At 62.9% G+C, this 24,273-nt stretch carries 28 protein-coding genes and 1 pseudogene; 11 read left to right on the top strand and 18 right to left on the bottom strand.

All coding sequences use genetic code 11. The features are described 5' to 3' along the window. Positions 1 to 324: 324 nt before the first annotated feature. Positions 325 to 957 (top strand): nucleotide exchange factor GrpE, encoded by a 633-nt coding sequence (gene grpE, locus FJ941_RS03175; RefSeq protein WP_027143051.1) that lies wholly within the window; start codon positions 325 to 327, stop codon positions 955 to 957. A 105-nt stretch (positions 958 to 1,062) separates the two neighbouring features. Then, a complete protein-coding gene (locus tag FJ941_RS03170; protein ID WP_140503000.1) occupies positions 1,063 to 1,695 on the top strand; it encodes a trimeric intracellular cation channel family protein in 633 nt (210 codons plus the stop codon). Between the two features lie 146 nt (positions 1,696 to 1,841). Here the strand turns inward: FJ941_RS03170 and FJ941_RS03165 are convergent, their stop codons facing one another. The 7 genes from FJ941_RS03165 to FJ941_RS03135 form a co-directional block, all read right to left on the bottom strand. After that, a complete protein-coding gene (locus FJ941_RS03165; protein WP_032935138.1) occupies positions 1,842 to 2,717 on the bottom strand; it encodes a GNAT family N-acetyltransferase in 876 nt (291 codons plus the stop codon). 240 nt (positions 2,718 to 2,957) lie between these two features. Further along, a complete protein-coding gene (locus tag FJ941_RS03160) occupies positions 2,958 to 5,267 on the bottom strand; it encodes a PAS domain-containing hybrid sensor histidine kinase/response regulator (RefSeq protein ID WP_140502998.1) in 2,310 nt (769 codons plus the stop codon). Between the two features lie 144 nt (positions 5,268 to 5,411). Then, positions 5,412 to 6,401 carry an MDR family oxidoreductase gene (locus tag FJ941_RS03155; protein ID WP_140502996.1) on the bottom strand — a complete coding sequence of 330 codons (990 nt, stop codon included), beginning with the start codon at positions 6,399 to 6,401 and terminating at the stop codon, positions 5,412 to 5,414. A 55-nt stretch (positions 6,402 to 6,456) separates the two neighbouring features. Then, positions 6,457 to 6,954, bottom strand: coding sequence for a signal peptidase II (gene lspA, locus FJ941_RS03150; protein ID WP_140502994.1), 498 nt, complete (start codon positions 6,952 to 6,954; stop codon positions 6,457 to 6,459). 13 nt (positions 6,955 to 6,967) lie between these two features. After that, positions 6,968 to 7,825 (bottom strand): RNA methyltransferase, encoded by an 858-nt coding sequence (locus FJ941_RS03145; RefSeq protein WP_140502992.1) that lies wholly within the window; start codon positions 7,823 to 7,825, stop codon positions 6,968 to 6,970. Between the two features lies 1 nt (position 7,826). Continuing rightward, complete coding sequence (locus FJ941_RS03140; protein ID WP_140502990.1) at positions 7,827 to 8,915, bottom strand: class I SAM-dependent rRNA methyltransferase; 1,089 nt, start codon at positions 8,913 to 8,915, stop codon at positions 7,827 to 7,829. Positions 8,916 to 9,004: 89 nt separating this feature from the next. Continuing rightward, the gene (locus FJ941_RS03135) at positions 9,005 to 9,490 is read right to left on the bottom strand and encodes a DUF1772 domain-containing protein (protein WP_140502988.1); all 486 of its coding nucleotides are present in this window, start codon (positions 9,488 to 9,490) and stop codon (positions 9,005 to 9,007) included. A 98-nt stretch (positions 9,491 to 9,588) separates the two neighbouring features. On the opposite strand from FJ941_RS03135, the pseudogene FJ941_RS03130 reads away from it, so the two are divergent. Both FJ941_RS03130 and FJ941_RS03125 read left to right on the top strand, forming a co-directional pair. Then, positions 9,589 to 9,672 (top strand): annotated as a pseudogene (locus FJ941_RS03130) (transcriptional regulator); the annotation flags it as partial. 26 nt (positions 9,673 to 9,698) lie between these two features. Continuing rightward, positions 9,699 to 10,148, top strand: a complete 450-nt coding sequence (locus FJ941_RS03125; RefSeq protein ID WP_140502987.1) for an EVE domain-containing protein — start codon at positions 9,699 to 9,701, stop codon at positions 10,146 to 10,148. Between the two features lie 79 nt (positions 10,149 to 10,227). Here the strand turns inward: FJ941_RS03125 and FJ941_RS03120 are convergent, their stop codons facing one another. The 4 genes from FJ941_RS03120 to sppA form a co-directional block, all read right to left on the bottom strand. Then, a complete protein-coding gene (locus FJ941_RS03120; RefSeq protein WP_140502985.1) occupies positions 10,228 to 11,193 on the bottom strand; it encodes an ornithine cyclodeaminase family protein in 966 nt (321 codons plus the stop codon). 37 nt (positions 11,194 to 11,230) lie between these two features. Then, positions 11,231 to 11,608 carry a DUF1049 domain-containing protein gene (locus tag FJ941_RS03115; RefSeq protein ID WP_140502983.1) on the bottom strand — a complete coding sequence of 126 codons (378 nt, stop codon included), beginning with the start codon at positions 11,606 to 11,608 and terminating at the stop codon, positions 11,231 to 11,233. A 40-nt stretch (positions 11,609 to 11,648) separates the two neighbouring features. Then, positions 11,649 to 11,933, bottom strand: a complete 285-nt coding sequence (locus FJ941_RS03110) for an integration host factor subunit beta (protein WP_006200394.1) — start codon at positions 11,931 to 11,933, stop codon at positions 11,649 to 11,651. A 79-nt stretch (positions 11,934 to 12,012) separates the two neighbouring features. Beyond that, positions 12,013 to 12,969, bottom strand: a complete 957-nt coding sequence (gene sppA / locus FJ941_RS03105; protein ID WP_140502982.1) for a signal peptide peptidase SppA — start codon at positions 12,967 to 12,969, stop codon at positions 12,013 to 12,015. A gap of 353 nt (positions 12,970 to 13,322) precedes the next feature. Between sppA and lptC the strand changes: the two genes are divergently transcribed. From lptC to ptsN, 6 genes are all read left to right on the top strand, one after another. Next, positions 13,323 to 14,036 (top strand): LPS export ABC transporter periplasmic protein LptC, encoded by a 714-nt coding sequence (gene lptC, locus FJ941_RS03100; RefSeq protein ID WP_140502980.1) that lies wholly within the window; start codon positions 13,323 to 13,325, stop codon positions 14,034 to 14,036. Beyond that, positions 14,023 to 14,619 carry an LptA/OstA family protein gene (locus FJ941_RS03095; protein ID WP_027143039.1) on the top strand — a complete coding sequence of 199 codons (597 nt, stop codon included), beginning with the start codon at positions 14,023 to 14,025 and terminating at the stop codon, positions 14,617 to 14,619. Before lptC ends, FJ941_RS03095 begins: the two co-directional genes overlap by 14 nt. Further along, a complete protein-coding gene (lptB, locus tag FJ941_RS03090; RefSeq protein WP_027143038.1) occupies positions 14,619 to 15,437 on the top strand; it encodes an LPS export ABC transporter ATP-binding protein in 819 nt (272 codons plus the stop codon). The genes FJ941_RS03095 and lptB overlap by 1 nt, the downstream gene beginning before the upstream one ends. 293 nt (positions 15,438 to 15,730) lie before the next feature. Further along, a complete protein-coding gene (gene rpoN, locus FJ941_RS03085) occupies positions 15,731 to 17,257 on the top strand; it encodes an RNA polymerase factor sigma-54 (protein WP_140502978.1) in 1,527 nt (508 codons plus the stop codon). A 264-nt stretch (positions 17,258 to 17,521) separates the two neighbouring features. Next, positions 17,522 to 18,106, top strand: a complete 585-nt coding sequence (raiA, locus tag FJ941_RS03080; RefSeq protein WP_027143036.1) for a ribosome-associated translation inhibitor RaiA — start codon at positions 17,522 to 17,524, stop codon at positions 18,104 to 18,106. A gap of 57 nt (positions 18,107 to 18,163) precedes the next feature. Further along, on the top strand, positions 18,164 to 18,628 hold the full coding sequence (gene ptsN / locus FJ941_RS03075; RefSeq protein WP_027056629.1) for a PTS IIA-like nitrogen regulatory protein PtsN: 465 nt from the start codon (positions 18,164 to 18,166) through the stop codon (positions 18,626 to 18,628). 72 nt (positions 18,629 to 18,700) lie between these two features. On the opposite strand, the gene FJ941_RS03070 is transcribed toward ptsN, so the two are convergent. From FJ941_RS03070 to FJ941_RS03060, 3 genes are all read right to left on the bottom strand, one after another. Then, on the bottom strand, positions 18,701 to 18,958 hold the full coding sequence (locus tag FJ941_RS03070) for a DUF1150 family protein (RefSeq protein WP_015315721.1): 258 nt from the start codon (positions 18,956 to 18,958) through the stop codon (positions 18,701 to 18,703). A 64-nt stretch (positions 18,959 to 19,022) separates the two neighbouring features. Then, entirely contained in the window at positions 19,023 to 19,448 is a 426-nt protein-coding gene (locus FJ941_RS03065; protein ID WP_013893014.1) for an Hsp20 family protein, read from the bottom strand. A 1-nt stretch (position 19,449) separates the two neighbouring features. Further along, complete coding sequence (locus tag FJ941_RS03060) at positions 19,450 to 19,776, bottom strand: hypothetical protein (RefSeq protein WP_140502977.1); 327 nt, start codon at positions 19,774 to 19,776, stop codon at positions 19,450 to 19,452. On the opposite strand from FJ941_RS03060, the gene FJ941_RS03055 reads away from it, so the two are divergent. Beyond that, positions 19,751 to 20,695, top strand: a complete 945-nt coding sequence (locus FJ941_RS03055) for a nucleoside hydrolase (protein WP_140502975.1) — start codon at positions 19,751 to 19,753, stop codon at positions 20,693 to 20,695. The genes FJ941_RS03060 and FJ941_RS03055 overlap by 26 nt on opposite strands. 39 nt (positions 20,696 to 20,734) lie before the next feature. Here FJ941_RS03055 and FJ941_RS03050 read toward each other — a convergent pair whose 3' ends face one another. The 4 genes from FJ941_RS03050 to FJ941_RS03035 form a co-directional block, all read right to left on the bottom strand. Continuing rightward, entirely contained in the window at positions 20,735 to 21,115 is a 381-nt protein-coding gene (locus FJ941_RS03050) for a hypothetical protein (RefSeq protein ID WP_140502973.1), read from the bottom strand. 75 nt (positions 21,116 to 21,190) lie between these two features. Next, the gene (locus FJ941_RS03045; protein ID WP_140502971.1) at positions 21,191 to 21,805 is read right to left on the bottom strand and encodes a LysE family translocator; all 615 of its coding nucleotides are present in this window, start codon (positions 21,803 to 21,805) and stop codon (positions 21,191 to 21,193) included. 93 nt (positions 21,806 to 21,898) lie between these two features. After that, on the bottom strand, positions 21,899 to 23,344 hold the full coding sequence (locus tag FJ941_RS03040) for an amidase (protein WP_140502969.1): 1,446 nt from the start codon (positions 23,342 to 23,344) through the stop codon (positions 21,899 to 21,901). A gap of 1 nt (position 23,345) precedes the next feature. Beyond that, on the bottom strand, positions 23,346 to 24,251 hold the full coding sequence (locus FJ941_RS03035; protein ID WP_140502967.1) for a ribokinase: 906 nt from the start codon (positions 24,249 to 24,251) through the stop codon (positions 23,346 to 23,348). Between the last annotated feature and the right edge of the window lie 22 nt (positions 24,252 to 24,273).

Raw genomic sequence — 24,273 nt, 5'->3', positions numbered from 1 at the left:
CCTCGACCCTGTCGAGGTGGTCGAGCAATTGCCCGAAGAACCTCCGCAGCGAGCCTTTCTGTTTTTTCGAGCTTGTTGCGGGTCATCGGTTCAAATCCTGCGTCGGGTCCCAAACTCCTCCAGCGACGGAATGGTTCCCGCATCACGGCCTTGTGGCAAGCAAAGCCGGCAAGCACGGTAAAATTTGAATTAAAATCGGACTACCGCCTTGGTGCCTTCCAGGTCCGGTGAAAGGTCCTTACGTTCGCTTTCCCCTTGATTTTTGGCCTGCGAACCTCGATATCGGGCACAAATCCATACCATTCGAGATGACGGGAAACGGCGATGAGCGACCAGGCAAAAGACGAACGCGCGCCCAGTGAAGCCGAGGCGGCCGAGGCCAATGTCGAGCGTACGGAAGGCAGCATCGATGGCGACTATGAAGCGCTTGTGCGCCTGCTGAAGGAAAACGAAGAGCTGAAGGACCGCGCACTACGCGTCGCGGCCGAGATGGAGAACCTGCGCCGCCGCACCGCGCGCGACGTGCACGACGCGCGCACCTACGCGGTGGCGAATTTTGCCCGTGACATGCTGTCGGTGTCAGACAATCTGCGCCGCGCGCTGGATGCCATTCCCGCCGAGGCCAAGGCGTCGGGGGATGCCGGCTTCAAGGCACTGATCGAAGGCGTCGATCTGACCGAGCGCGCCATGCTGTCGGCGCTGGAACGGCATGGAGTCAAGAAACTCGCTCCGGAAGGCGAGAAGTTCGATCCCAATTTCCACCAGGCGATGTTCGAAGTTCCCAATCCCGATGTCCCTGCCAACACCGTGGTCCAGGTCGTGCAGCCGGGCTATTCGATCGGCGAGCGAGTGCTGCGCCCAGCCATGGTCGGCGTCGCCAAGGGCGGCCCGAAAATCGCGGCCGACGCGCCGGTCGAGCCAGGGCCGGTCAATGAGCAGGCCGAGAAGGATGCGTGAGTAGGGGAATAGGGAGTAGGGGAAAGAAACAGGAAGCCGTATGAATCAAGCGGCTTCGTGCTAAACATATTCCCCTATTCCCCTATTCCCCTACTCCCCTAACCCATGAACCCCATCGCCCTTCTCGACTATGCCGGCGTTGCCGTCTTCGCGGCGACAGGGGCGTTGGCGGCGTCGCGCAAACAGGTCGACATTATCGGTTTCCTGTTCCTGGCCAGCGTCACCGGTATCGGCGGCGGCACGCTTCGCGACGTCATCCTCAATCTGCCGGTTTTCTGGGTCGCCAACTCCAGCTACGTGCTGATCTGCGCGGCGGTCGCGGTGCTGGTGTTCTTTGGTGCGCACCGTGTCGAATCCCGCTGGAAGTGGCTGCTCTGGCTCGACGCCGTCGGGTTGGCCGCTTTTTCGGTGATGGGTGCGGCCAAGGGTCTGGCCATTACCAGTTCGCCGGTCGTTTCCGTCGTCACCGGCGTGCTCACCGCCACGTCGGGCGGCATCCTGCGTGATCTGTTGGCGGGTGAACCCTCGGTGCTGCTGAGGCCGGAGATCTATGTTACGGCCGCGCTCGCGGGCGCTGCAATCTTCACGGCTGGCGATGTCACAGGATTGCCGCCGATCGTTTCCGAGCTGGCCGGCTTCGCCGCCGCGTTCGCGGTGCGCGGTGGTGCGCTCCGTTTCGGCTGGACCTTTCCATCCTACAAGAGCCGGCCCGGCCGGCGGCCGGAAGACATTCCGTGAAAAGAAGGGAATAGCGAGTAGTGAGTAGCGAATAGGGTTGGCAGAACGCATGGTTGCGGCGCAGCTCTCGCTATTCGCTATTCGCTATTCGCTATTCGCTATTCGCTATTCGCTATTCGCTATTCGCTATTCGCTATTCGCTAGCGTCACGCGGCGAAGCGCTGCGCTTCCCCGCCATAATAATTGACGTAGCGTGCGCCGATCTCCTTGACCGGCATCACGACGAAAATGTCGACCGTGGAGAATTCGCGGTCGATGACGCAACCATCGCCGATGCGAGCGCCTACCCGCAGATAGCCCTTGACCAGAGGCGGCATCGCCGCGATCGCCGCCTTGGTGTTGACCGCCTCGATCGGCATCAGGTCCATGGAGCAATAACGTTCGGACACAGCCCGCACGTCCCAGGCCGAGTTTGTGCGGCAATGATGGGCGAGATAGGTGAGCGCCTCGGCATGCGCCGCAGGCACGGTGCCGTGGAATGAGGCACAACCGGTCATCACGCCGATTTCGTAATGATTGATATAGGCCCAGATGCCTTGCCACAGCGCCTCGATGGTGCGCTTCGAACGGTATTCGGGTAAAACACAGGAGCGGCCGAGTTCGAGGAAACGCTGGCCGGGATGACGGGCGATGAGCTTGGTCAGCTCGAATTCGCCTTCGGAATAGAAGCCGCCGGCGGTTGCTGCGATTTCTTGCCGCAGCAAGCGATAGGTGCCGACGATGCGGCGGTGCTCAGGGCCGGAAAGCGTGGTATCAAGGACGAGCAGATGGTCGCAGAGCGGGTCGAAACGGTCGGCGTCGCGGCGGTCCTGCGCCTGGAACAGATCCTTCCTGGCGCCAAGCTCATCATAAAATACACGGTAACGCACTTCCTGCGCGGCCGCGATCTCGGCCTCGTTGCGGGCAAGCCGCACTTCGAGGTTGCCGATACGGCCGAGCGCTGCGCCTTTTATGACGGAATCGACATTACGTCCGGCGAGCAAGGCGCTGCTGGCGTTCGGCCGAGTGTCACATTCCGGCATAACTGTATGCACGAGTGATTCTCCTTCGAGCCATCCCTCTTGGCACGGGGATACGGTGTAGGTGCAACAGGATTGTGACAGTACCGTGATACGGCGTCGCGGGCAATACTTCGTCGGCTGGCGAAAACGGTCAACCGGCTATGTTGCGTCACAAGGCCCCAGGTGCGTCGTGTTCGCGGGCGCCGAAACCGTGCTGCTTTTTTGGTGGTCTTCGTCAGCCACGCACCGGGAAAAGGCGGCTCAAGCGGCGACCTGGCCTTCGACGGCGCTGACCAGCGCCTCAGGGTCAAGCGGCTTTGTGACGAAGCCGCTGGCGCCGTGGGCAAGCACCGCATGGCGGGTCTTTTCCTGGCTATCGGCTGACAGCACCATGATCGGCACGGGCGGCACGGATGTCTCCTCCTCATGGCGACGAATCGCGGCAATGGCGTCCAGCCCGTCCATGACCGGCATATGCAGATCCATCAGCACCACGTCGAAACGGCGGTTGTGGCCGGCGCCCGTGACCGCCTCGACGGCGGCCTTGCCATTGCCGACCACCTTGACGCGATGTCCGGCTTTCAGCAGCGTTGCACGGGCCAGCATGGCATTGATGTCGTTGTCCTCTGCGATCAGCACGGACAGGCCCTGCTGGCGTTCGCCTGACGCACGAAGCGCCGGTGCGCGGCGTTTTTCCGGCTGCGGCGTGGCAAGGACCGGTGCGTGGCTGCTCAAAAGGACACGCAAGAGTGTTCCTCCGCGCACTGGCCGGGCAAGGAATGTCGCGTAGCCGCTGCCGCGAAACTCGCCAAGCATGCCGCGGTCGGTGGGGGCAATCAGCGTGATGGCTTCGCAATTGGCGAACCCATGTTGACGAAGCCGCTTGAGCAGCCTTCCGTCACTCTCTTCCAGGGCCGCGTCGACCAGAAGCACGTCGCAGCCGTCGGCAAAGGAAGCGGCCTGAGCCACGGTGGTGGCCATGCCGGCCGCGCCGCCATTGGCGCGGATGGTGCGGGCGATGGCGTCGGCCTCGACGGTGTTCTTGGACAGGATCACGGCGCGTCGCCCGGCAAGCGCGTTCAACCGGCCCTGCGGCGGCTCGGTGGCTGATATGGCGGGAATTTCGAAGACGAATTCCGATCCCTGGCCAAGCCGGCTGGAAACCGAAATCGCGCCGCCCATGGCGGCCACCAGGCGCTTGGAGATGGCAAGTCCCAGTCCGGCACCGCCATGCGGGCGCGTCGAGGTGCCGTCGGCCTGCTCGAATTCCTCGAAGATGCGCTCCATGTCCTCGTCGCGCAGGCCCGGACCGGTATCGGCGATGGTGAAGCAGATGCGGTCGGTGGTCTCGGTGCGGGCGCGCGCGACGCTGACCAGAACGCCGCCGCTGTCGGTGAACTTGATGGCGTTGCCGATGAGGTTGAGCAGCACCTGCCTGACCCGGCCCGGATCGGCTGTGATCAATTGCGGCACATCCGGTTCGACATGGCAGCCGAGGCCAATATTCTTGGCGAAGGCGCGTGCGGCCATCAATTCGATGATGTTGTCGGCGATCTCACGCACGGACATCGGCTGCGGTTCGGGATCGAAGCGTCCGGCCTCGATCTTGGAATAGTCGAGCAGGTCCTCGATCAGGGCAAGCAAGGCGCTGGCCGAAGTCGAGATGGCGCCGACATAGGTCTGCTGCTCCGGCGACAGCCTGGTGTCGGCGAGCAGTCTGGCCATGCCCATGATGCCGTTCATCGGCGTGCGGATCTCATGGCTGACCGTGGCGAGGAAGCGCGACTTGGCCTGGCTTGCGAACTCAGCGCGCTCGCGCGCGGTGATCATGGATGATTCGGCGCGCTTGCGTGCGGTGATGTCGCGGGCGATGGCGCGATGCGAGACGGCATTGCTGTCCTTGTCGCGCACCGACAGCTCGATCCACGAGAACCAGCGCGGGCCGGTCGGCGTGCGGATTTCAACGTCGGTGGAACTCAGGCATTCATGGTCGGAGAAAGCGGCATCGGGAACGATACCGACCTCGATGCCGAGCTCGGCCAGCGTCTTGCCGGCAAGGTCGCGCTGATCGGTTTCGACAAGGTCGGCGAACACCTTGTTGGCATAGACGATGTAACCGTCGCGGTCGCGATGGATGACGAGGTCGCCGAGCGCATCGATGAGACCGCGAAAGCGCTCCTCGCTTTCCTGCATCTCCCACATGCGATCGGCCAGCGTCTCGATCTCGGCGCGGTTGCGGGCTGTGGTTTCGTCAAGCATGACCGTATTGCGGCGCACGCTGCGTCTGGCGTGCAGATGCATGGCCAGGCCGGCAAGGCCGGTTACCAGCAACGCCACGCTGATGAAGGCCGGGCCCCCGGTCAGGTAGGAGAGGCCTGCCAGCGCCATGACAACGAAGGTCAGGATCGGCAGGCCTTCCCGCTTGGCCGGTTGTTGATCGGGCACCAGCGGCGGCGCGGCGATAAACCGCCGCGCAGACGCCGGCGCTTGCGCCGGTGCCGCATCGATGTCGTCACCGGCATCGATACCGTCGCCTGCGTCGACCGGTTGGCTGTCGGATTCCGCGATCATGCGAAATCCTTTGCCAGACAGAGATTATGGAAAATTGCGGGGGATCGTTCGAATTTTAGCGGATTGGGCGTTTTTGCCTCGGCGGCGACGGATTTACCAGCTGATGTGGCAATTCCGTCCGGCGCCCGCGACCCCTTAGACGGGTCACATGTCGACGACGACGCGGCCGCGGATCTTGCCATCGACGATGTCGTGTGCCGCACCGATGATGCCGTCGAAGCCGATGGTCGTGGACAGGCTGGCGAGCTTGTCGACATCGAGATCGGCACCGATGCGCCGCCACGCCTCGAGGCGTACGGCCTTCGGCGCCGCCACCGAATCGATGCCGAGCAGGGAGACGCCACGCAGGATGAAGGGCGCCACGCTCGACGGCAGATCCATGCCGCCGGCCAGGCCGCAAGCGGCGACCGCGCCGCCATAGGAGGTCATCGACAGGACGTTGGCCAGCGTGTGGCTGCCGACCGAATCGATGCCGCCGGCCCAACGCTCCTTGGCCAGCGGCTTGGCGGGCTGGTTGAGCTCGTCGCGCGATATCACCTCGGCGGCGCCGAGGTCGATCAGATAAGGGCTTTCGGCATTGCGGCCGGTCGAGGCGATGACATGGTAGCCGAGGCTGGACAGGATCGAGACAGCGACGGAACCGACGCCGCCGGCGGCGCCCGTAACCACGACAGGGCCGCGATCGGGCAGGATGCCGTGCCGCTCCAGGGCCATGAGGCAGAGCATCGCCGTGTAGCCGGCGGTGCCGACCGCCATGGCATCATGCGCGCTCATGCCTTCCGGCAGAGGCACCAGCCAGTCGCCCTTCACGCGGGCGCGCCCGGCATAGGCGCCGAAATGGGTCTCGCCAACGCCCCAGCCATTCAGGATGACCTTGTCGCCCTTGCGCCAGTCGGGATTGGAAGAGGAGATGACGGTGCCGGCAAGGTCGATGCCCGGCACCAGCGGCCATCGGCGGATCACCGGCGCCTTGCCCGAGATGGCCAGTCCGTCCTTGTAGTTCACCGTCGTCGCCTCGACCGCGATGGTAACGTCGCCCTCCATCAGATCGGCGTCGGTAAGATCAGTCACGGCGACCGACTGTTTTTTCTCGGCATCGCGCGAAACGAGGATGGCTTTGAAGGTTTCGGTCATCTTTTTCTCCGCGAACTTGCTTGGCGTGTGACTGTGCGGCGATGGCAGCGTGGGGTCAATCCTTGGAAGGCTTGGCGTTCGGAGGCGTGGGTTCACGCCGCCAGCCGATGAGTTCGTCGAAGACGACCAGCGCCGCGCCCACGGAAATGAAGGCGTCCGCAAGGTTGAAGACGGCGAAGGACCAGACCGGCGTGTGGAACAGGATGTAATCGATGACATGGCCGTAGACGGCACGGTCGATCAGATTGCCCAGCGCGCCGCCGATGATCAGGGCAAAGCCGATGCGGGCGATGACATGGCCCGATGGCGTGCGCGTGGCGAGGTAAAGCACGAAGGCGACGACCAGCACGGCGATGACCACGAGACCGGTATCGCCGAAGGAGGAGAACATCGAGAAGGCGATGCCCGTATTATAGGTGCGAAACAGCGCCAGGAACGGCAGAAGGTCGAGCTTTTCCTGGAAGGGCAGGCCGGCCTCGACCAGTGTCTTTATCCATTGGTCGAGCGCGATGGCCACGATGACGAGCAGCGCGTAGGGAGACCATGATTTCACGATTGGGCAACCCTCATTGCTGGTCCGGGATTGGTTCGAGTTTCAACGCGCCGCGCCTGATCTCGAACAGCATGATGCCGGTGGCGACCGCGAGATTGAGCGAATCGGCGCGGCCCGCCTGCGGAATCCTGAGCAGCCTGTCGCAGCTTGCCGCCAGGCTTTCGGGCAAGCCCTGCTGCTCGTTGCCCATCATCAGCAGCACCGGCCCGCGGGAGAAATCGACCGAGCGGTAGTCGACCGCGCCTTTCAGATGCGTGCCGGCAACGAGGCCCGAAAAGCCGCCGCGCCAGGCCAGGAATGCCTCGGTCGTTGCCTTCGCCACAGGCACGGCGAAAATGGAACCCATGGTGGCGCGTACAGTTTCCACAGAAAACGGATCGGTGGTACCGCCGACCAGAATGATGCCCCTGGCGCCGACGGCATCGACGGTGCGGATGACGGTGCCGAGATTGCCTGGGTCGCGCACCCGGTCGAGCGCCACCCAGACATCGCCATTGTCGGCACGGATGTCCTTCAGGGCCAGGAATTTTTGCGAGAAGACGCCGACCACCATTTGCGGATTGTCGCGGCGGGTGATGGCGACAAGCACCTTTTCCGATACTTCGAGCACGGTGCCGCCGGCGGCAACGGTGCGCGCCGCGACCTTTTCCACGGCTGCGTTACCGCGTCCGGCCTTGGCGAAAACAAGCGTCCTGATCTGCCAGCCCAAATCGAGCGCATCGATGACCAGCTTCAGCCCTTCGGCCATGAAGGCGTTCTGCTGGTCGCGAAACTTCTTCAAGGCAAGTGCCTTGATGTCCTTGACCAGCGGATTGGCAAGGCTGGTGACTTCCTTCACCTGGCCTGGTGCGCCGGCATGCCGTTCGTTCATGTCAGGCCACCCAGCGCGAAAACAGTGAAGTCGAAAGCGCCCGGCCGACGGACTTTTCACGGATGATCAGCTCGCCCGATTCAACCTTGCCGCCCATGCCGGCAAAGGTGTCGCGCATCAGAGCGTGGATGGCGAAGAAGGAGGCACGGATCGAATAGGCGGTCAGAACCACGGCAAGCGGTTTTGGGGTCAGGATCGAGCGACAGAGGTCCGTCAAATCAGGTAGGTCCTCGAACAACTGCCACACTTCGCCCTTGGGGCCGCGGCCATAGGCCGGCGGGTCGAAGAGGATGATGTCGTAGCGGCTGCCGCGACGCTCCTCGCGTTCGGCGAACTTCACCGCGTCGTCGACGATCCAGCGGATCGGCTTGGCGCCAAGACCGGCTATCTCCTGGTTTTCGCGCGCCCAGCCGATCGCCTTCTTCGAGGCGTCGACATGGGTGACCTCCGCACCCGCGCGCGCCGCCACCAGCGAGGCAAGGCCGGTATAGCCGAACAGGTTGAGCACCTTGACGGGGCGCCTGGCCGCCGCGATCAGGTCCGCCATATGGTCCCAGTGCGAGGCCTGCTCGGGAAAGACGCCGACATGGCGAAACGAGGTGAAACGGCCGAGATAATCGATGCCGTCATGCTTCATCGGCCAGGTTTCGCCGAGCGGTGTCTTGGGAAAACGCCAGCGGCCGATGCCCTCCTCGTCGGTGTCTCCGGTAAAGATCGCGTCGGCCCGCTCCCAGTCCCTTGCCGGCAGAGCCTTCTGCCAGATCGCCTGGCCTTCGGGCCGCACGATGCGGTAGGGACCGTATTGTTCAAGCTTTTGGCCGGCACCGCTGTCGAGCAGCGCGTAATCTGCGTTGGGAGCTACTTCGAGGATTACCGGAAGGTGCTCAGCGGGCAGGGCGCCTTCGCGGCGGGCGAGGATGCGCGGCGCGGATTTCGGCTCGAACCGGTTTTCCGGTTTCACATTGTGTTGTTCGCGCGGCCTGGCATCTGGCTTGACCGCGGAACGATCCTCGGCCGGGCGCGGCTGTACGGTCCCGCTCTTCGCTGGGTGCGGTCGGCCGTCGCGGCGTTTGACGCGAAAAGACTTCAAGAGGCAGCTTCTCCGGCGGTTCGGCCCGCTTCTGCCACAGCTATGCCCATCGGCGCAACAAACCCGCGCGACATTGCGGTTGCGGAGGCTCAGCCACGCCCGATCGAAAGCAGGGCGACAACCAGCGAAACGAAGCCGACAGCCTTGGCCGCCGTGACGGCCATGTGGCCGGTCTCCCAGCGCAGCCGTATGGCTTCGAAATTGTCCGGAATCGGGCCCGGCACCCAGGTGGCGAGAACGTTATTGGCCGGTTTGACGAGAACGAACCAAAGCACCAAGGATAGCGCATAGAGCAAGGCGGCGCCTAGTGCGAACCAGAACGCCGGCCGATCCTCGCGCAGCAACCATGCCAGCAGTCCCGGGCAGGCGACCGCCGCGACATCCAGCGGCGCGCCGATGATAGCGAAGAGCAGGAACTGCCCGTTGAAAACGGTGGCCTCGCGCCAAAGCGCCGGGGACCACCGGGTGAGCCGGGGTGCCGATTCCAGGACATGGGCGAAGGACGGCCCGAGGCTGAGCGCAGCGATCGTGGCGGTCAAGACAGACCAGAAGAGCAGGAAGCCATATAGTCGCATGACGCGACAACGGTTCCGGGCCGAAGCCGTTCCGAACCGTCGCCACTTGCCGTTGCCTCAGCGCTGGCCCTATCGTTTACCACTCCCGGATAGCGTCCATGTCCCGTTCCGAACGCCTGCTTGACCTGATCCAGTCGCTGCGCCGGCACCGCCGGCCGGTGGGCGGGCAAGCATTGGCCGACGGAGAACAGGCCAATGGGGAACAGAAATGAGCGCGTGTTGGATCGCGGTAGCGTCTGCCGACCATGTCCAGCGCGGCCGGCAAGGCGGCTTCATGCAGGTCAACCACGGCAAGGCGGCACCGCTGCACCGCGTCAGGCCTGGCGACGGCATCGTCTATTACTCGCCGACCACCGTTTTGGGGGAGAAAGACGGTCTGCAGGCGTTCACGGCCATCGGCACGGTGCGGGAAGGACACCCCTACCAAGGCGACATGGGCGGCGGCTTCACGCCATTGCGCCGCGATGTCGACTGGGCGCAGGCCGAGGAAGCGCCGATCAAGCCATTGCTTGCGAGGCTGGAATTCACCAACGGCAAATCGTACTGGGGTTACCGGTTGCGCTTTGGTCTGTTTCCGATCAGCGCGGCCGATTTCGGCCTGATCGCAAAGGCGATGAGCGCCAAACTGGCTTCGACTACAGCATGTCGCGGCGAATAGGATTCGCCGACCTGCTGCAAGCTTCTGATTCTATGCATGTCGTTATCCCGGAACCGAGGACACTTCCGGGCGACATGCATTAGCCCCTGAGCGCCTTGTAGACGGCAATGCCGGCGGCCAAGTCCTCGAGTGCCGCGCCAACCGACTTGAACAGCGTGATCTCGTCAGGGCTGCCGCGGCCTTCCCTTTGGCCGCGCGCCAGTTCGTGCAGGTCGGCGACGATGGCTTCCGGCTTCAGCACGCCGGAGACCAGTGGCTGGACGATGTCGCCGGCCTCCTTGGTGGCGCCTGCGCGTGTGTCGACATAGACGCGGGCGCGCATGATCGCGTCGTCATCGCTTTCGCGCATCGTCGGGGTGAAGCCGCCAACCAGATCGACATGGGTTCCCGGCCGCAGAAGCGCACCCTTGATCAGCGGCGTGGTGGTGATTGTCGCCGAGGAGACTATGTCGGCCTGACCAAGCTCGGCATCGAGATCGGTCGCCGCGCTGGCCGTGAAGCCCTCGGCGCACAGATCGGCCGCGACTTTCTCGGCGTTGGCCGGTGTGCGGTTCCAGATGCGGATGGTCTTGATTGGCCGCACGGCGCTGTGCGCCTTGGCCAGGAAGGGTGACAGCGCGCCGGCGCCGACCACCAGCAGCCGCGAGGCATCGTCACGGGCGAGATAGCACGCCGCGAGCGCCGAGGCGCAGGCCGTGCGCCACTGCGTCAGCCGCTGGCCGTCGATCAGGGCTTCCGGTTCGCCGGTGCCGCCGTCGAGCAGGAGGTAGAGCCCCATCACGGCGGGCTTGCCGATGGTGTTGTTGTCGGGCGAGACGGTGACGATCTTGACTCCGATATGGCCGCCGGCGGAACCGCCCGCGGCTTGAAAGTCGGTCCAGGCCGGCATCAGCAGCAGGGTCGACGCCGCACCGTCAGGCCTTTCGACCGCGTGATGATGCCTGACCGGCTGCACCGCGCCCTCGCGAAATGCCGTGCGCAGCGTCTCGACCAGACCAGGAAAGGTCAGCGCACGATCGACCTCGGCGGCCGAAATGGTCAGCATGAAAGGCTCCATGAAAAGAAATGCGCCGGCCGACGCGTCAATTGGTGGGCTTCGGCAATGCTGACCCTGGGCCTGACCCTGGGGCTGACTCTGGAGCCGACCCTTGGACCGGGGCTTGCGGCACTAAAGGCGCGCGGACCGCCTGGCGCAGGTTTTCCGCCTCGACGCCGCGCTGGCGCGCCAGTTTGCGGTAGCGGCCCTGCTTGACCCAGGTCGCCAGGCTGCCGACGACCATGCCGACGGCGAGCGCCAGGAACAGGAAAATAAACAGCGGCAAGGTCAGCGTCAGCTTCGGATTGCCGGGATTGAACGGGTCCAGCGTGAAGGCGACGAGTTCGCGGTTGGCGACGGCCAAAGCGATCAGGATGATCGCCAGGGGCACGAAGATCACGATAAGTATGAAGCGGTTGAGCATGATATTTTCCGTCGCAAGCGGGCCGGGACAAGCCGTCCGGCTACTTGCCGCCGTTCAGTCTTTCACGCAGTTCCTTGCCGGTCTTGAAGAACGGCACCCATTTCTCCTCGACCTCGACGGATTCGCCGGTGCGCGGGTTGCGGCCGGTGCGGGCAGGTCGGTTCTTCACCGAAAAAGCGCCGAAACCGCGCAATTCGACCCGGTTGCCCTCGGCAAGCGCGTCAGTGATTTCATCGAAGATCGCGCCGACGATGTTTTCGACGTCGCGCAGGAAAAGATGCGGATTGCGCGTGGCAATAATCTGCACAAGCTCGGACTTGATCATCAGACGGGTCCCCGTGAAAGCAGTTCGGCCAAAATTATCAGGATGATTTTATTTGCTTTTTCAGCTGTCCCAACGCGTCTCAAGGGTGCCAGACGGAAACGAGACCGTCAAGAAACAAGCGGTCGGCGCCAAGTTCATGGATGACGTCGCCGCCGGAGTCCGGCAGGCCGAGCGCGCCGGCGACCGTGCGTGCCATTGCCTTCGACCACAGGAAACCGCCGCGCCGTTCCGTGTCCTTCCACTCGACCACCTTGAGTTTGGCATCGACACCCTTGGTCACCAGCCAGTCGATCGCCACGGACTCGCCGCCGACGGCGTCGATCAGCCCGTTGGCAACACCCTGGCGGCCGGTGAAGATCGAACCGTCGGCGAGCGCCAGCGCCTGTTCGTGGGTCATCTTGCGGCGTTCCGCGACGATGCCGACGAACCAGTCGTAGCTGTCCAGGATGAGCTTGCGGACCATGGCGCGTTCGTCGTCATTGGTCGGCTTGAAGGGCGAGGGTGAGGCTTTCAGCGGCGAGGATTTCACCTCCTCCAGCTTGACGCCGAGCTTGTCCATCAGGCCGCTGACGTCGGGATACTGGATCAGCACGCCGATCGAGCCGACGATCGAGGTTTTGCGGGCGACGATATGGTCGGCGGCACTGGCGATCATGTAGCCCGCCGACGCGGCGAGCGTTCCGACCTCGGCCACGACAGGCTTGTCGGCGGCGAGCTTGCGCACCTCCTCGTAGATCGACTCTCCGCCGACGGTCGTGCCGCCAGGAGAATCGACCACCAGGATCACGCCTTTTACTTTCGGCGACTGGCGGATGGTCTCCAGCCGCTTGATCAGTTCGTCGTCCTCGGTGATGGTGCCTTCGATGCTGACCTTGGCGATGTGGTCGACGGCAAGGCCCCCGAAATCGTCGCCATAGAACCAGGTCGACAGCGCCATCACGCCGAGCGCCACAATGCCAAAGGCCACAACACGCCAGAAAGTCAGTTTGCGCCGCAAGCGGCGGCGGTCGATCAGGTCGTCGGCTCTCAATGCCATCGTCAGCCTCACAGTCAGCGGGAAGAGACGCTTTTAGACCATGATGTCTTCATCGGGAAGCAGTTCCGTCCCGCACATGGCGCGTCGATCCGCGCGCGACGGTCCATACGCTGTCTTTTTTGTGACTGGCCTATGCGAGCGACGCGAGGTAAGTGCGAAGAACTTCAGTGATGAAAAAAGACGCAAGGGCGTCTATTTCTGCTATGAAGCACTGGCTGTTGCGCTGACCCGGTTTTGTTTGTGCACGGCAGCTGTCACATTTTTGCGGTTTTCGTCGGCTTGTGCTTGCGTGAGGGCGCTGGCGTCCCACCTATAGGCGGGGCTCCTGGGCAGGGTTTTGGAAGAAAGCAGTCATGTTAGCGCGACCGAATGAACCGACCAGCCCGGAGACGGAGTTGGCTCCCCCTGCGGATGGCTGGACGCGGGGCGAAGCTTTCGACCGCGCCCAGCGTCATTCGCGCCGCGTGCGCGTGCTCAAATTCGCCGTGCCCTTGGCCGCGGCGTTGATCGCCGTGGCCTTCCCGGTCTATTCCTATTTCGCCGCGCCCGTCTCCGTCGCGGTGCAGGCCGAAGGCACCGCCTTCTCCAACGGCAAGCTGGTAATGGCCAATCCCAAACTCAACGGTTTCACCAAGCAGAAGCAGCCTTATTCGATGACGGCGCTGCGGGCGATACAGGATGTGAGCACGCAAGGCATCATCGAACTCGAAGGCATCGACGCCAAGGTGCCGATCGCGCCCGATAATGTCGCGGCGGTAAAAGCCTCGCACGGTACCTACAATCGCGACGGCAACACGATGAACCTGACCAGCGACGTTATCATCACCACGACCGACGGCATGCAAGCCAAGTTCAAATCGGTCTTCCTCGACATGGGCAAAGGCACTATGAAGACGGGCGATCCGGTCGACGTCAGCCATGACGGGTCGCGGATCACGGCGAATACGATGTCGGTCCAGGACAATGGCAAGGTTCTGGTTTTTGAGAATAAAGTGCGCGTCAACATCGATTCCGCCGCCATGAAGACGGCAGAGGGAAACAGCGGAGAAACCAATGCGGCTCAGTAGTTCGACGCGGCTCGCGGCTGCAACTTCGGCGTTGCTGCTGCTCGGACTGGTGCCGTCACTGGCGCAGTCCACTACCCAATCAGGTCTCAAACTGTCCGGCGACAAGCCGATCCAGATCGAAAGCGACAAGCTGGAGGTTCGTCAGGCCGAGAGTGTCGCCATCTTCACAGGCAATGTCAGCGTCGTCCAGGGACCGACGTTGATGAAGGCCGGCAAGATGACGGTCTATTACGTCAAGGATCCCAATGCCGCTGCCAAGGGGTCGGAAGCGGCAGGTGCGGCGATGACCGGCTCCGCCAACATCGATCACCTGGAGATCTCCGACAAGGTCTACATCAAGTCGGATGCGCAGGTCGCCACCGCCGATCAAGGCAGCTTCGACATGAAGACCCAGGTTCTGGTGCTTTCGGGTCAGAAGGTGGTGCTCTCGCAAAACGACAATGTCCTGGTCGGCTGCAAACTCGTCGTGCAGATGAAAACCGGGCTGGCCCAGGTTGATCCATGCGCTGGCAAACGCGTCGTGATGTCGATCACACCACCGCCGAAATCGGATGCGTCGAAATCGGGAGCGACGAACCCCTGATGGCCAGCCTGTCGTCGCTGACGGCGCGTCTTCCGGGACGGGCCGCAGGCAAGCTTTCGGCTCCGGCCGCGATCACCGTCGACAAGGCGAAGTTCAAGGGAACCTTGATCGCCAAGGGCCTGACCAAGAGCTACAAGGGCCGCAAGGTCGTCAGCGGCGTCACGCTGGGCGTGCGCGCTGGCGAAGCCGTCGGGCTGCTCGGCCCCAACGGCGCCGGCAAGACGACCTGTTTCTACATGGTCACCGGGCTGGTGCCGGTGGATGAAGGCACTATCGAGATCGACGGCTTCGACGTCACCTCGATGCCAATGTATCGCCGCGCGCGCCTCGGCATCGGCTATCTGCCACAGGAGGCCTCGATCTTCCGCGGCCTCAATGTCGAACAGAACATCCGCGCCGTGCTCGAAGTGGTCGAAAAGGACCGCAAGGTTCGCGAGCGCAGCCTTGACGAACTGCTCGAGGAATTTCACATCAGCCATCTGCGCAAGGCGCCGTCCATGTCGCTCTCGGGCGGCGAAAGGCGGCGCCTGGAAATCGCGCGTGCGCTGGCGACGCGCCCGGCCTATATGCTGCTCGACGAACCCTTCGCCGGCATCGATCCGATCGCCGTCGCCGACATCCAGCAACTGGTGCGTCACCTGACGGCGCGCGGCATCGGTGTCCTCATCACCGACCACAATGTGCGTGAGACGCTCGGCCTCATCGACCGTGCCTATATCATCCATGCCGGCCAGGTGCTGACCCATGGCCGCGCCGACGAAGTGGTGGCAAATCCCGACGTGCGGCGGCTTTATCTCGGCGAGGGTTTCACGCTCTGAGACGTTCGCTGTCTGAAACAGCGAACCGTCCCGTCTCTGTTTTTACGAATTCCGATTGGAAAGCCATTTTTTCCCGGCTCCTGGAAACGCTCTCAGCGTGAAATTTGTTTCCTGATACGATTTTTTGCGCGCCGACGACCAGTTTTCCGCGATTTTGATCCGCAATAACGCTCCGGTAAGCGAGTTTTGCTAGGCTTTGCCTTGACAAGCAAAAGCCGGGCCAGTTTCTATGGCCGGCCGAGAAATTCATTCCGGAAGTCCGGACGCGTAGAGGAGGCGTTTGAAACCGAACCATGGCATTGGCGGCGAAACTACAGCTCCGACAGTCGCAGTCGCTGGTGATGACGCCGCAGCTGATGCAGTCGATTCGGCTGCTGCAGTTCACCCATGCAGAGCTCGAGCATTTCATCGACGAGGAGATCGAGCGCAACCCGCTGCTCGAGCGCGCCGAGCCGCAGGACGATGCCGCGAGCGATCAGGCGCAGAAGCTCGAGGCTGAGCCGCAAGCGGCGCCCGATGGCGACTGGTTCGAGAGCGAGACGGCATGGAGCGCCGAGGCAATCTCGGAAAAGCTCGACACGTCCCTGGAAAACCTGTTTCCCGATGATCCCGGCACCAGCGAACGGCTCGGGCCCGACCTGACGGCGCAATGGAAATCGGCTTCGGGCAGTGGCGGGGGCTCCTCTTCCGAGGGGCTCGATGCCGGCGACATGGCGGCGGGCGCGATCACGCTACGCGACCATGTCGGCGAGCAGATCGCGCTCGCCTTCACCGATCCCGTAGCGCGGCTGATCGCCGGAGAACTTGCCGATGGGCTCGACGAGACCGGCTATGTCAGGGCCGATCTGGCGGAGATCGCTGGGCGGCTTGGCACCGACGGCGTGGCGGTGGGCAAGGTGCTGGCCGTATGCCAGACTTTCGAGCCGGCCGGCCTGTTTGCCCGCGATCTCGCGGAATGCCTTTCCCTGCAGCTTGCGGTGCGTGACCGGCTCGATCCGGCCATGAAGGCCCTGATCGCCAATCTCGAACTGCTGGCGCGCCGCGATTTCCAGACGCTTAAACGGCTCTGCGGCGTCGATGAGGAGGATTTGCTCGACATGCTGGCCGAAATCCGGGCGCTCGACCCACGGCCCGGCATGGCGTTTTCAGGCGGCGCCAGCGACTCGATCGTCGCCGATGTCGAGGTGCGGGCGGCCAATGACGGCAGCTGGACCGTCGAACTCAACGCCGAAACGCTGCCGCGCGTGCTGGTCGACCATATCTATTTCGCCCAAGTGTCGCCGCACGCGAAGAACCAGGCCGAGAAGGACTTCCTGGCCGAGTGCTTGCAGAATGCCAACTGGCTGACACGCAGCCTCGACCAGCGGGCCAAGACGATCCTCAAAGTGGCCTCGGAAATCGTGCGCCAGCAGGATGCTTTCCTCGTCCATGGCGTGCGCCACCTGAAGCCGCTCAACCTACGCACGGTGGCAGACGCCATCGGCATGCACGAATCGACGGTCAGCCGGGTCACCGCGAACAAATACATGCTCACCCCGCGCGGCGTGTTCGAACTGCGCTATTTCTTCACCGCCTCGATCGCGGCATCGGGTGGTGGCGATGCGCATTCCTCCGAAGCAGTGCGTGATCGCATCAAGCAAATGATCGACGAAGAGAAGCCCGTCGATGTGCTGTCGGACGATGCTATCGTCGACATGCTGAGGGAAAGCGGCGTCGATATCGCCCGTCGCACGGTCGCCAAGTACCGGGAAGGCATGAATATTCCCTCATCGGTGCAGCGCCGGCGCGAGAAGCGGGCGCTCGCCAGTGCCGGCCGTTAGGCACTCGCGATTTCCACGGTTTTCGAGTTTCATTGACAAGCCACGGTGAAGTGGCTAGAAGCCCGCCCGCATGAGACGGGCTTGATGCCCGCTAGCGGATGGTCCGTCACGACAATGACCCGGGACGGTCAAGAAGGCGGCTTGTGATCAACCGGAAAGTTCGGATTTAAATCGGCGCGAGTGACGCCGCAAAGCTTGTGCGCACGGATCACGAGTATAAACTCGGGCCAGTTTGAAGCCTGAGCAAGGAAGGTCAGTTTTCAGATGAATCTGCGCATTTCGGGAAAGCACATGGATATCGGCGATGCGTTCCGCACACGCATCAACGATCGTGTCGGTGAAGCGATCGGCAAATATTTCGATCGCGGCTTCGCGGGGCACGTCACCGTCATCAAATCGGGCTCGCGCTATTCGGCGGATTGCATGATCAGGCTGGATTCCGGCGCCTCGCTGCAGGCCACCGGCGATGCCCAGGATCCGACGCTCGCCTTCGAGGCCGCGGCCGATCGGCTGGAGACCCGGCTTCGGCGCTACAAACGCCGTCTGAAATCGCACAATTCGGGCAATGCCAATGGCGAGTTGACCGACATTGCCTATACCGTGATGGCACCGCTTGCCGATGACGATGAGGAAATCCCGGAGGATTTCGCACCGGCCATCGTCGCCGAATCAACCATGACGCTGAAGACCATGTCGGTGGCCTCAGCCGTCATCGAGCTCGATACCAAGGACAGTCCGGTGGTTGTTTTCCGCAATGCCGGAACCGACCACCTCAACATTGTCTATCGCCGGCCCGACGGAAACATCGGCTGGATCGATCCGTCCACGACCAAAGTCGCACAGGGATAAAAGCCGGCCGCACGAGGGGTGAGGACTGGCGCGGCAGGCGAACAAGGATTTTCAAGCATGGATCTGAGCGATCTTATCAGCGTTCCGGCGATCTTGCCGGCGTTGAAGGCGAACTCCAAGAAGCAGCTTCTGCAATTGCTGTCCGAGCGAGCCGCGGCGATTTCGGGCATCCCGGAACGGGAGGTGTTCGACACCATCCTGCAGCGCGAACGCCTGGGTTCGACCGGCGTCGGCAACGGCATCGCCATCCCGCACGGCAAGCTCGCCGGCGTGAAGCGCATCGCCGGCGTTTTCGCCCGGCTGGAAACCCCGGTCGATTTCGAATCGCTGGATGACCAACCGGTCGATCTGGTGTTTCTGCTGCTGGCGCCGGAGGGGGCGGGTGCCGATCACCTAAAGGCGCTGTCGCGCATCGCGCGCGTGCTGCGCGACGCCGACACGGTGGCCAAGGTCAGGGGAACGCGCGACGCCGCGGCGATCCACGCGCTTTTGTCGGACACACAGGCCTCGCACGCGGCCTGAAGCCATCTTTTTTAAGATATCACCCCAAGGGCCGCCGTGAGCGGCCCTTTTCAGTTAACCCGCTGGCCGACTTTAATGAATGGCGACGGTGGTCAGGTCGTTTTCCATAGCGCCGGCCAAGGCACGGTCGCGCGCGTCGGAAAGCAGGATCGGCTGGCCGTTGGCGCCAAACAGGGCCCACAGCTCCATACCGGGCGCGATTTCGCCGATGTTGGGGAAGCGGCCGAGCAGTTCATCGCTCGAGACCTTGCGCAGATAGGCGACCGAGCCTTCGCCGAGATGGGCGAACTCGCCGCTGGTCATGGTGATGGTTTCGTCAGTTCTGGTCATTTCAAGCCTCCTTGGCGCGAGGACGCCGCTCAAGGCCATCCCGCATGAGAGCCATCAGTGAAGATCAGTCTTTCACCGATATATTTATTTTCCGTACCAGCCGTTCAGACTCCGGCCGATCGAGGTCGATCGACAAAAGGCCGTTCTTCAGCTCCGCCGCGATCACGCGCATGCCGTCGGCCAGCACGAAGCAGCGCTGGAACTGGCGTGCGGCAATGCCGCGATGAAGGAATTCGCGCTCGGTATCGTCGGTCTGACGACCGCGCACGACCAACTGGTTTTCCTCCGTTGTCACATCGAGATCGCTTTCGGCGAAACCGGCGACAGCAAGTGTAATGCGTAGCCTTTCGGCCTTGCCGTCGGCGCCGCTGAGGCGCTCGATGTTGTAGGGAGGGTAGCTGTCACCGGACTTCGCCAGACGCTCCAAGGTCTTTTCCATGGCGTCGAAACCCAGGAGAAGCGGGCTGGAGAAAGGCGTCATTCGGCTCATGTTACACTGTCCTCTCAAGAGCGACATAAACTGGAAAAACCCAAATGGCATTTTTCCCGATGGTCTTGATATGGTCCGCCCCACGACCAAGTTCAAGCCACCAAAAGACCCGCCCAAAAAGACCAAGCCGTGGACTCACAGGAATAATCGACATGGCGCTTGAAACGACGCGCGGATGCAAGGAGAAGCGCGCAGGCCGGGACCGTTCCCAGTCGAGCGGTTCGGCAGCTTGCGGCCGGTTGGCGTTTTTTGGGCGCATGATCGGTTCGGTGAGCTGATGGCTAGCCAAACAAGGAATTGAAATGCCCCAACGACGCAAGATCATCATCGACACCGATCCCGGCCAGGACGATGCCGTCGCCATTCTGCTGGCGCTCGGCAGTAGCGAACTGGACATCATCGGCATTACTGCCGTTGCCGGCAACGTGCCGTTGAAACTGACCGAAAAGAACGCCCGTAAGATCTGCGAATTGGCCGGCCGGCCAGATATCAAGGTCTATGCCGGCGCCATCCGTCCGTTGGCGCGCAAACTGGTCACCGCCGAGGAAGTGCATGGCAAGACCGGTCTCAACGGGCCGCAACTGCCCGAACCGACGATGAAGCTGCAGGAGCAGTATGCCGTCGATTTCATCGTCGAGACGCTGATGAAGGAAGAGAGCGGCACCATCACCCTTTGCCCGCTCGGGCCGCTTACCAACATAGCGCTGGCACTAATCCGCGAACCGCGCATTGCACCGCGCATCAAGGAAATCGTGCTGATGGGCGGCGGCTTCTTCGAAGGCGGCAATGTCACGCCGACCGCCGAATTCAACATCTATGTCGATCCACAGGCCGCCGATCTGGTGTTCAAGTCCGGCATCCCGATCGTGATGATGCCGCTCGACGTCACCCACAAGGCACTGACCACGTCCAAGCGCATCGACGCTTTCCGCAAGCTTGGCAGCAAGGTCGGCATCGCCACGGCAGACATGCTCGAATTCTTCGAGCGTTACGACGAGGAGAAGTACGGCACCGACGGCGGGCCGCTGCACGACCCGTGCGTTATCGCCTATCTGCTGAAGCCGGATCTGTTCAAGGGCCGCCATTGCAACGTCAGCGTGGAAACCGCCTCGGAACTGACCATGGGCATGACCGTGATCGACTGGTGGGGGGTGACCAAGCGGGAAAAGAACGCCATGGTGATGCGCGACATCGACCATGACGGGTTTTTTGCGCTGCTGGTGGAGAGGCTGAGGCGGCTTAACTGACGTTTTTTGGACAACGCGCGTTGTCACCAGCGCGCGTTGTCACCCATTGAGCAATCGATAGGTGTCGACGCCGTGCTTGTGGTGCTGCCGTTCAATAGGAACGAGAGAGCCAAGAAGATGCGGTCGCTCGACGTCATCGTCGATCGACATCCGCGTGTTGTCGTCATCAAGGCGTACATCGTAGGTGTAGTATAAATTGTGACCTACCATGGCATACGGGCTGATAGGCTTCACTCTAATGTATTCGACAACGGCCATCACGCGTTGGGTGGCGACGACCGGATTGGCCTGAAGCTCTACAATTGCGATGGATTTCATCAGCGCAAAGGCGCAAAAGAAAGCGATGCCGACCACTGCGTCGCTGTACTCGTATTGCCAAATAAGCAAGCGATCCCGAAAGGAAACGTTTGATTTGCGCATAGTGAAGAATTGTGCAGTGGCGTGCAATTCTTCAATGTGTCTCTGCGAAAATTTATGAAGAAGGCGCTTTCGTGGTTACTTCGACCGCGAAAACGCCAGCCACAGGCCACCGCCGACCATGAAGCTGCCGCTGATCCTGGACAGGAGCTTGACGCGGCTGGCCGAGAGCATGCGGCCGGCGCGGCCGGCGGCGAGCGCATAGGTCGAATCCGACATGACGGCGAAGATCATGGCGGTTAGGCCCATGACGACGATCTGCAGCGAATAATTGCCCTGCGGCGCGATGAACTGCGGGAAGAAGGCGCCGAAGAAAATCAGCGTCTTGGGATTGCTCAGCGCCACGAGCAGGCCCTGCAGGAAGAAGCCGCCGCGTGGTTTACGAGCGGTTCCGTCGGCGTTCAGCGTGCCCTTCGAGCGGAACATCTGCACGCCCATCCAGATCAGGTAGGCGGCGCCGATCAGACGCACCCACTCGAACCAGTGGCCCATGCCCGAGATCAGCGTGTTGAGGCCGATGCCGACGATGGCGATCGTGACGGCAAGGCCGGCTTGCGTGCCGGCAACGTTGGCGAGACCGGCACGAGTTCCGTGGCGGATGCTGTTGGCGATGATCAAGGTCACCGTCGGCCCGGGCACCAGGATGATGACGATGCAGGCAAGAACATAGGCGGCGTAGAGTTCCAGCGACATGATTTTTCCTCGCAATGCCGCTACGCGGCCTTTCAGGCGACAATCAATGCATGGCGGCGATAACGACGCAAGCCGGTGCGCGGCGTGCCTGGCTCAGGCGCCGGCCGGCCAGGGCAACGTCGTCTCATAGGCGGCCGCGGCCTTCAGCACGGCGAGGTCGCCGCGTGGCCGGCCGATCAGCTGCATGCCCATGGGCCGGCCCCTGTGGTCGAAGCCGACCGGCATATTGACCGCCGGGCAACCGCCCAAGGTGGCGAAGGCTGAAACCTGCATCCAGCGATGGTAGCTGTCCATCTCCCGCCCGGCGACCTCGCGGGGCCAATGGGTGCCGACATCGAAGGGAAAGACCTGTGCGGTTGGCAGCGCGATAAGGTCGAAGCGGTCGAAGATCGACAACAGCATGCGGTGCCAGGAGGTGCGAACGACCGAAGCCGCGCGGATTTGCGGCGCCGTCAGCCGCATGGCGTTCTCCACTTCCCAGACGGCTTCCGGTTTCAACAGGCCGCGCCTGGCGGGATCGTCATAATGCACTTTCAGGGCGCAGCCGCTGCTGGCCTGGCGCAGCGTCACGAAGGCCTGCCAGAGTGCTTCGAAATCGAAATCCGGTCGCAAGGGCTCGGCCAGGAAGGATACATCCGTGAACCGTGCGAGTGCTGCCTCGCAAAGGTCGAGGATGCCGGGCTCGATCGGCAGATGGCCGCCGAGATCGCCCAGCCAGGCGATGCGGCCGCCGGTCGCCACCGTCGCGAGCCCTTCAAGGAAGGAGCCCTGCTTTTCATAGGAGAGAGGCGCCTGCGGATGGTAACCGGCCTGCACGTCGAGCAACAGCGCCATGTCGGCGACGTTGCGGCCCATCGGCCCCTCGACGCCCATCTGCGCCTGAAAAACCTCGAAGTCGGGACCAGCGGGCACGAGCCCTTGCGACGGCCGAAAACCGTAGACATTGTTCCAGGCTGCCGGGTTGCGTAGCGAACCGCCGAAATCGCTGCCGTCGGCGACGGGCACCATGTCGAGTGCCAGCGCCACCGCCGCACCGCCGCTCGAGCCGCCGGCGGTGAGCGACGGATCGAAAGCATTCAGCGTTGGCCCGAACACGTTGTTGTAGGTGTTGGAGCCGAGCCCGAATTCGGGAACATTGGTCTTGCCGATGATGATGGCTCCGGCGTCGCGGATGCGTTCGACGAAGAAGTCGTCTTCCTGCGGCACGAAATCGGCGAAGATCGGCGAGCCGAACGAGGTTCTGAGGCCCGTTGTGGAGGCAAGGTCCTTGATGGCAATGGGAAGGCCAAAGAGGGACCCGCTTCCATCCGTCCGCCTGATATCGGCGGCATCGGCCTCGCGCAGGATGTCGGCGCGGTCGCGCAACGAGACAATGGCGTTGACCAACGGGTTGACCGCATCGATGCGATCGAGGAACGCCGTCACCACCTCGCGCACGGAGAGTTTCTTTCGGCGGATCGCGTCGGCGAGTTCGACAGCCGACAGGCGGCAGATGTCGCTGGCCGCGGGTACGGCATGTCTGGTGCGCGGGCGCATCATCTCAACGGGTTTCCTGCAAGGCCTGGTCGACATCCTTGGCCAGCGGGATTGCCGGCTGGGCGCCGGGCTTGAGGCAAGCCAGCGAGCCGGCGGCGCCGGCACGCGCCAATGCCTGTTCGAGCGTGAGGCCCGACGCCAGGCCGGCCGCGAAATAGCCGCAGAATGTGTCGCCGGCCCCGACCGTGTCGACCGGCGTGATCTTCAACGCGGGAACGGTCAGGAAATCGCTCGGCGTCGCCGCCATCACGCCTTCGCCGCCAAGCGTGACGACGATGGCGCGTCCGGTTTTCCCGGCAAAATCGCGCATGCGCGCCTTCCGATCGCGGCCGCTGAGCGCCAGCGCCTCGCCATAGAGGTCGAACTCGGTTTCGTTGGCTACGACGTAATCAGCCTTGCCGAGGAAGCCGGCCGCCTTGGCGTGGAACGGAGCCGTGTTGAGCACGGTGACCGCGCCGGCCGCCCTTGCCTGGTCGAGTGCCGCATCGATCGTCGCGAGCGGAATCTCATGCTGCAGCAGCACGACGTCGCCCTTGTTCAGAAAAGCCTTGGAGAGGTCGCCGGGCACCACGGAAGCATTGGCGCCGGGAACCACGGCGATGATGTTCTCGCCGTCGTCACCGACCATGATCAGCGCCGTGCCGGTCGAGGCAAAGGTCTCTCCCACACCCGACAGGTCGACCTTGGCCTCGCGCAGCAACGCCAGAGCTTCTGGTGCGAAATTGTCCTTGCCGACGGCGCCGACCATGCGCACCTGAGCACCGGCACGTGCGGCGGCGAGCGCCTGGTTGGCGCCCTTGCCGCCGGGCGCCGTTGTGAAACCGGAACCGCTCACCGTCTCACCGGGGCTCGGCAAGCGGTCGACATTGGCGATAAGGTCGAGGTTGATCGAGCCGACTACGATAATCAAGAAATGCCTCCTGCTGAATGCA

The organism is Mesorhizobium sp. B2-3-13 (assembly GCF_006442195.1).
Classification (GTDB): Bacteria; Pseudomonadota; Alphaproteobacteria; order Rhizobiales; family Rhizobiaceae; genus Mesorhizobium; species Mesorhizobium salmacidum.
Note: the sequence above shows the minus strand (reverse complement) of the source record. Positions and strands in the feature narration are given on the sequence as shown.

Excerpts from the sequence above, each read along its gene's own strand:
- FJ941_RS03160 (WP_140502998.1), bottom strand. The coding sequence starts at position 5,267 with ATGATCGCGGAATCCGACAGCCAACCGGTCGACGCAGGCGACGGTATC.
- FJ941_RS03145 (WP_140502992.1), bottom strand. The coding sequence starts at position 7,825 with ATGAACGAACGGCATGCCGGCGCACCAGGCCAGGTGAAGGAAGTCACC.
- FJ941_RS03045 (WP_140502971.1), bottom strand. The coding sequence starts at position 21,805 with ATGTCGCTGGAACTCTACGCCGCCTATGTTCTTGCCTGCATCGTCATC.
- lptC (WP_140502980.1), top strand. The coding sequence starts at position 13,323 with ATGTTAGCGCGACCGAATGAACCGACCAGCCCGGAGACGGAGTTGGCT.
- FJ941_RS03135 (WP_140502988.1), bottom strand. The coding sequence starts at position 9,490 with ATGCGACTATATGGCTTCCTGCTCTTCTGGTCTGTCTTGACCGCCACG.
- FJ941_RS03155 (WP_140502996.1), bottom strand. The coding sequence starts at position 6,401 with ATGACCGAAACCTTCAAAGCCATCCTCGTTTCGCGCGATGCCGAGAAA.
- FJ941_RS03125 (WP_140502987.1), top strand. The coding sequence starts at position 9,699 with ATGAGCGCGTGTTGGATCGCGGTAGCGTCTGCCGACCATGTCCAGCGC.
- FJ941_RS03170 (WP_140503000.1), top strand. The coding sequence starts at position 1,063 with ATGAACCCCATCGCCCTTCTCGACTATGCCGGCGTTGCCGTCTTCGCG.
- FJ941_RS03060 (WP_140502977.1), bottom strand. The coding sequence starts at position 19,776 with ATGATGATCTTGCGTCGTTGGGGCATTTCAATTCCTTGTTTGGCTAGC.
- FJ941_RS03115 (WP_140502983.1), bottom strand. The coding sequence starts at position 11,608 with ATGCTCAACCGCTTCATACTTATCGTGATCTTCGTGCCCCTGGCGATC.
- FJ941_RS03120 (WP_140502985.1), bottom strand. The coding sequence starts at position 11,193 with ATGCTGACCATTTCGGCCGCCGAGGTCGATCGTGCGCTGACCTTTCCT.
- rpoN (WP_140502978.1), top strand. The coding sequence starts at position 15,731 with ATGGCATTGGCGGCGAAACTACAGCTCCGACAGTCGCAGTCGCTGGTG.
- FJ941_RS03065 (WP_013893014.1), bottom strand. The coding sequence starts at position 19,448 with ATGAGCCGAATGACGCCTTTCTCCAGCCCGCTTCTCCTGGGTTTCGAC.
- lptB (WP_027143038.1), top strand. The coding sequence starts at position 14,619 with ATGGCCAGCCTGTCGTCGCTGACGGCGCGTCTTCCGGGACGGGCCGCA.
- raiA (WP_027143036.1), top strand. The coding sequence starts at position 17,522 with ATGAATCTGCGCATTTCGGGAAAGCACATGGATATCGGCGATGCGTTC.
- FJ941_RS03165 (WP_032935138.1), bottom strand. The coding sequence starts at position 2,717 with ATGCCGGAATGTGACACTCGGCCGAACGCCAGCAGCGCCTTGCTCGCC.
- FJ941_RS03055 (WP_140502975.1), top strand. The coding sequence starts at position 19,751 with ATGCCCCAACGACGCAAGATCATCATCGACACCGATCCCGGCCAGGAC.
- sppA (WP_140502982.1), bottom strand. The coding sequence starts at position 12,969 with ATGGCATTGAGAGCCGACGACCTGATCGACCGCCGCCGCTTGCGGCGC.
- ptsN (WP_027056629.1), top strand. The coding sequence starts at position 18,164 with ATGGATCTGAGCGATCTTATCAGCGTTCCGGCGATCTTGCCGGCGTTG.
- FJ941_RS03110 (WP_006200394.1), bottom strand. The coding sequence starts at position 11,933 with ATGATCAAGTCCGAGCTTGTGCAGATTATTGCCACGCGCAATCCGCAT.
- grpE (WP_027143051.1), top strand. The coding sequence starts at position 325 with ATGAGCGACCAGGCAAAAGACGAACGCGCGCCCAGTGAAGCCGAGGCG.
- FJ941_RS03095 (WP_027143039.1), top strand. The coding sequence starts at position 14,023 with ATGCGGCTCAGTAGTTCGACGCGGCTCGCGGCTGCAACTTCGGCGTTG.
- FJ941_RS03050 (WP_140502973.1), bottom strand. The coding sequence starts at position 21,115 with ATGCGCAAATCAAACGTTTCCTTTCGGGATCGCTTGCTTATTTGGCAA.
- FJ941_RS03040 (WP_140502969.1), bottom strand. The coding sequence starts at position 23,344 with ATGATGCGCCCGCGCACCAGACATGCCGTACCCGCGGCCAGCGACATC.
- FJ941_RS03070 (WP_015315721.1), bottom strand. The coding sequence starts at position 18,958 with ATGACCAGAACTGACGAAACCATCACCATGACCAGCGGCGAGTTCGCC.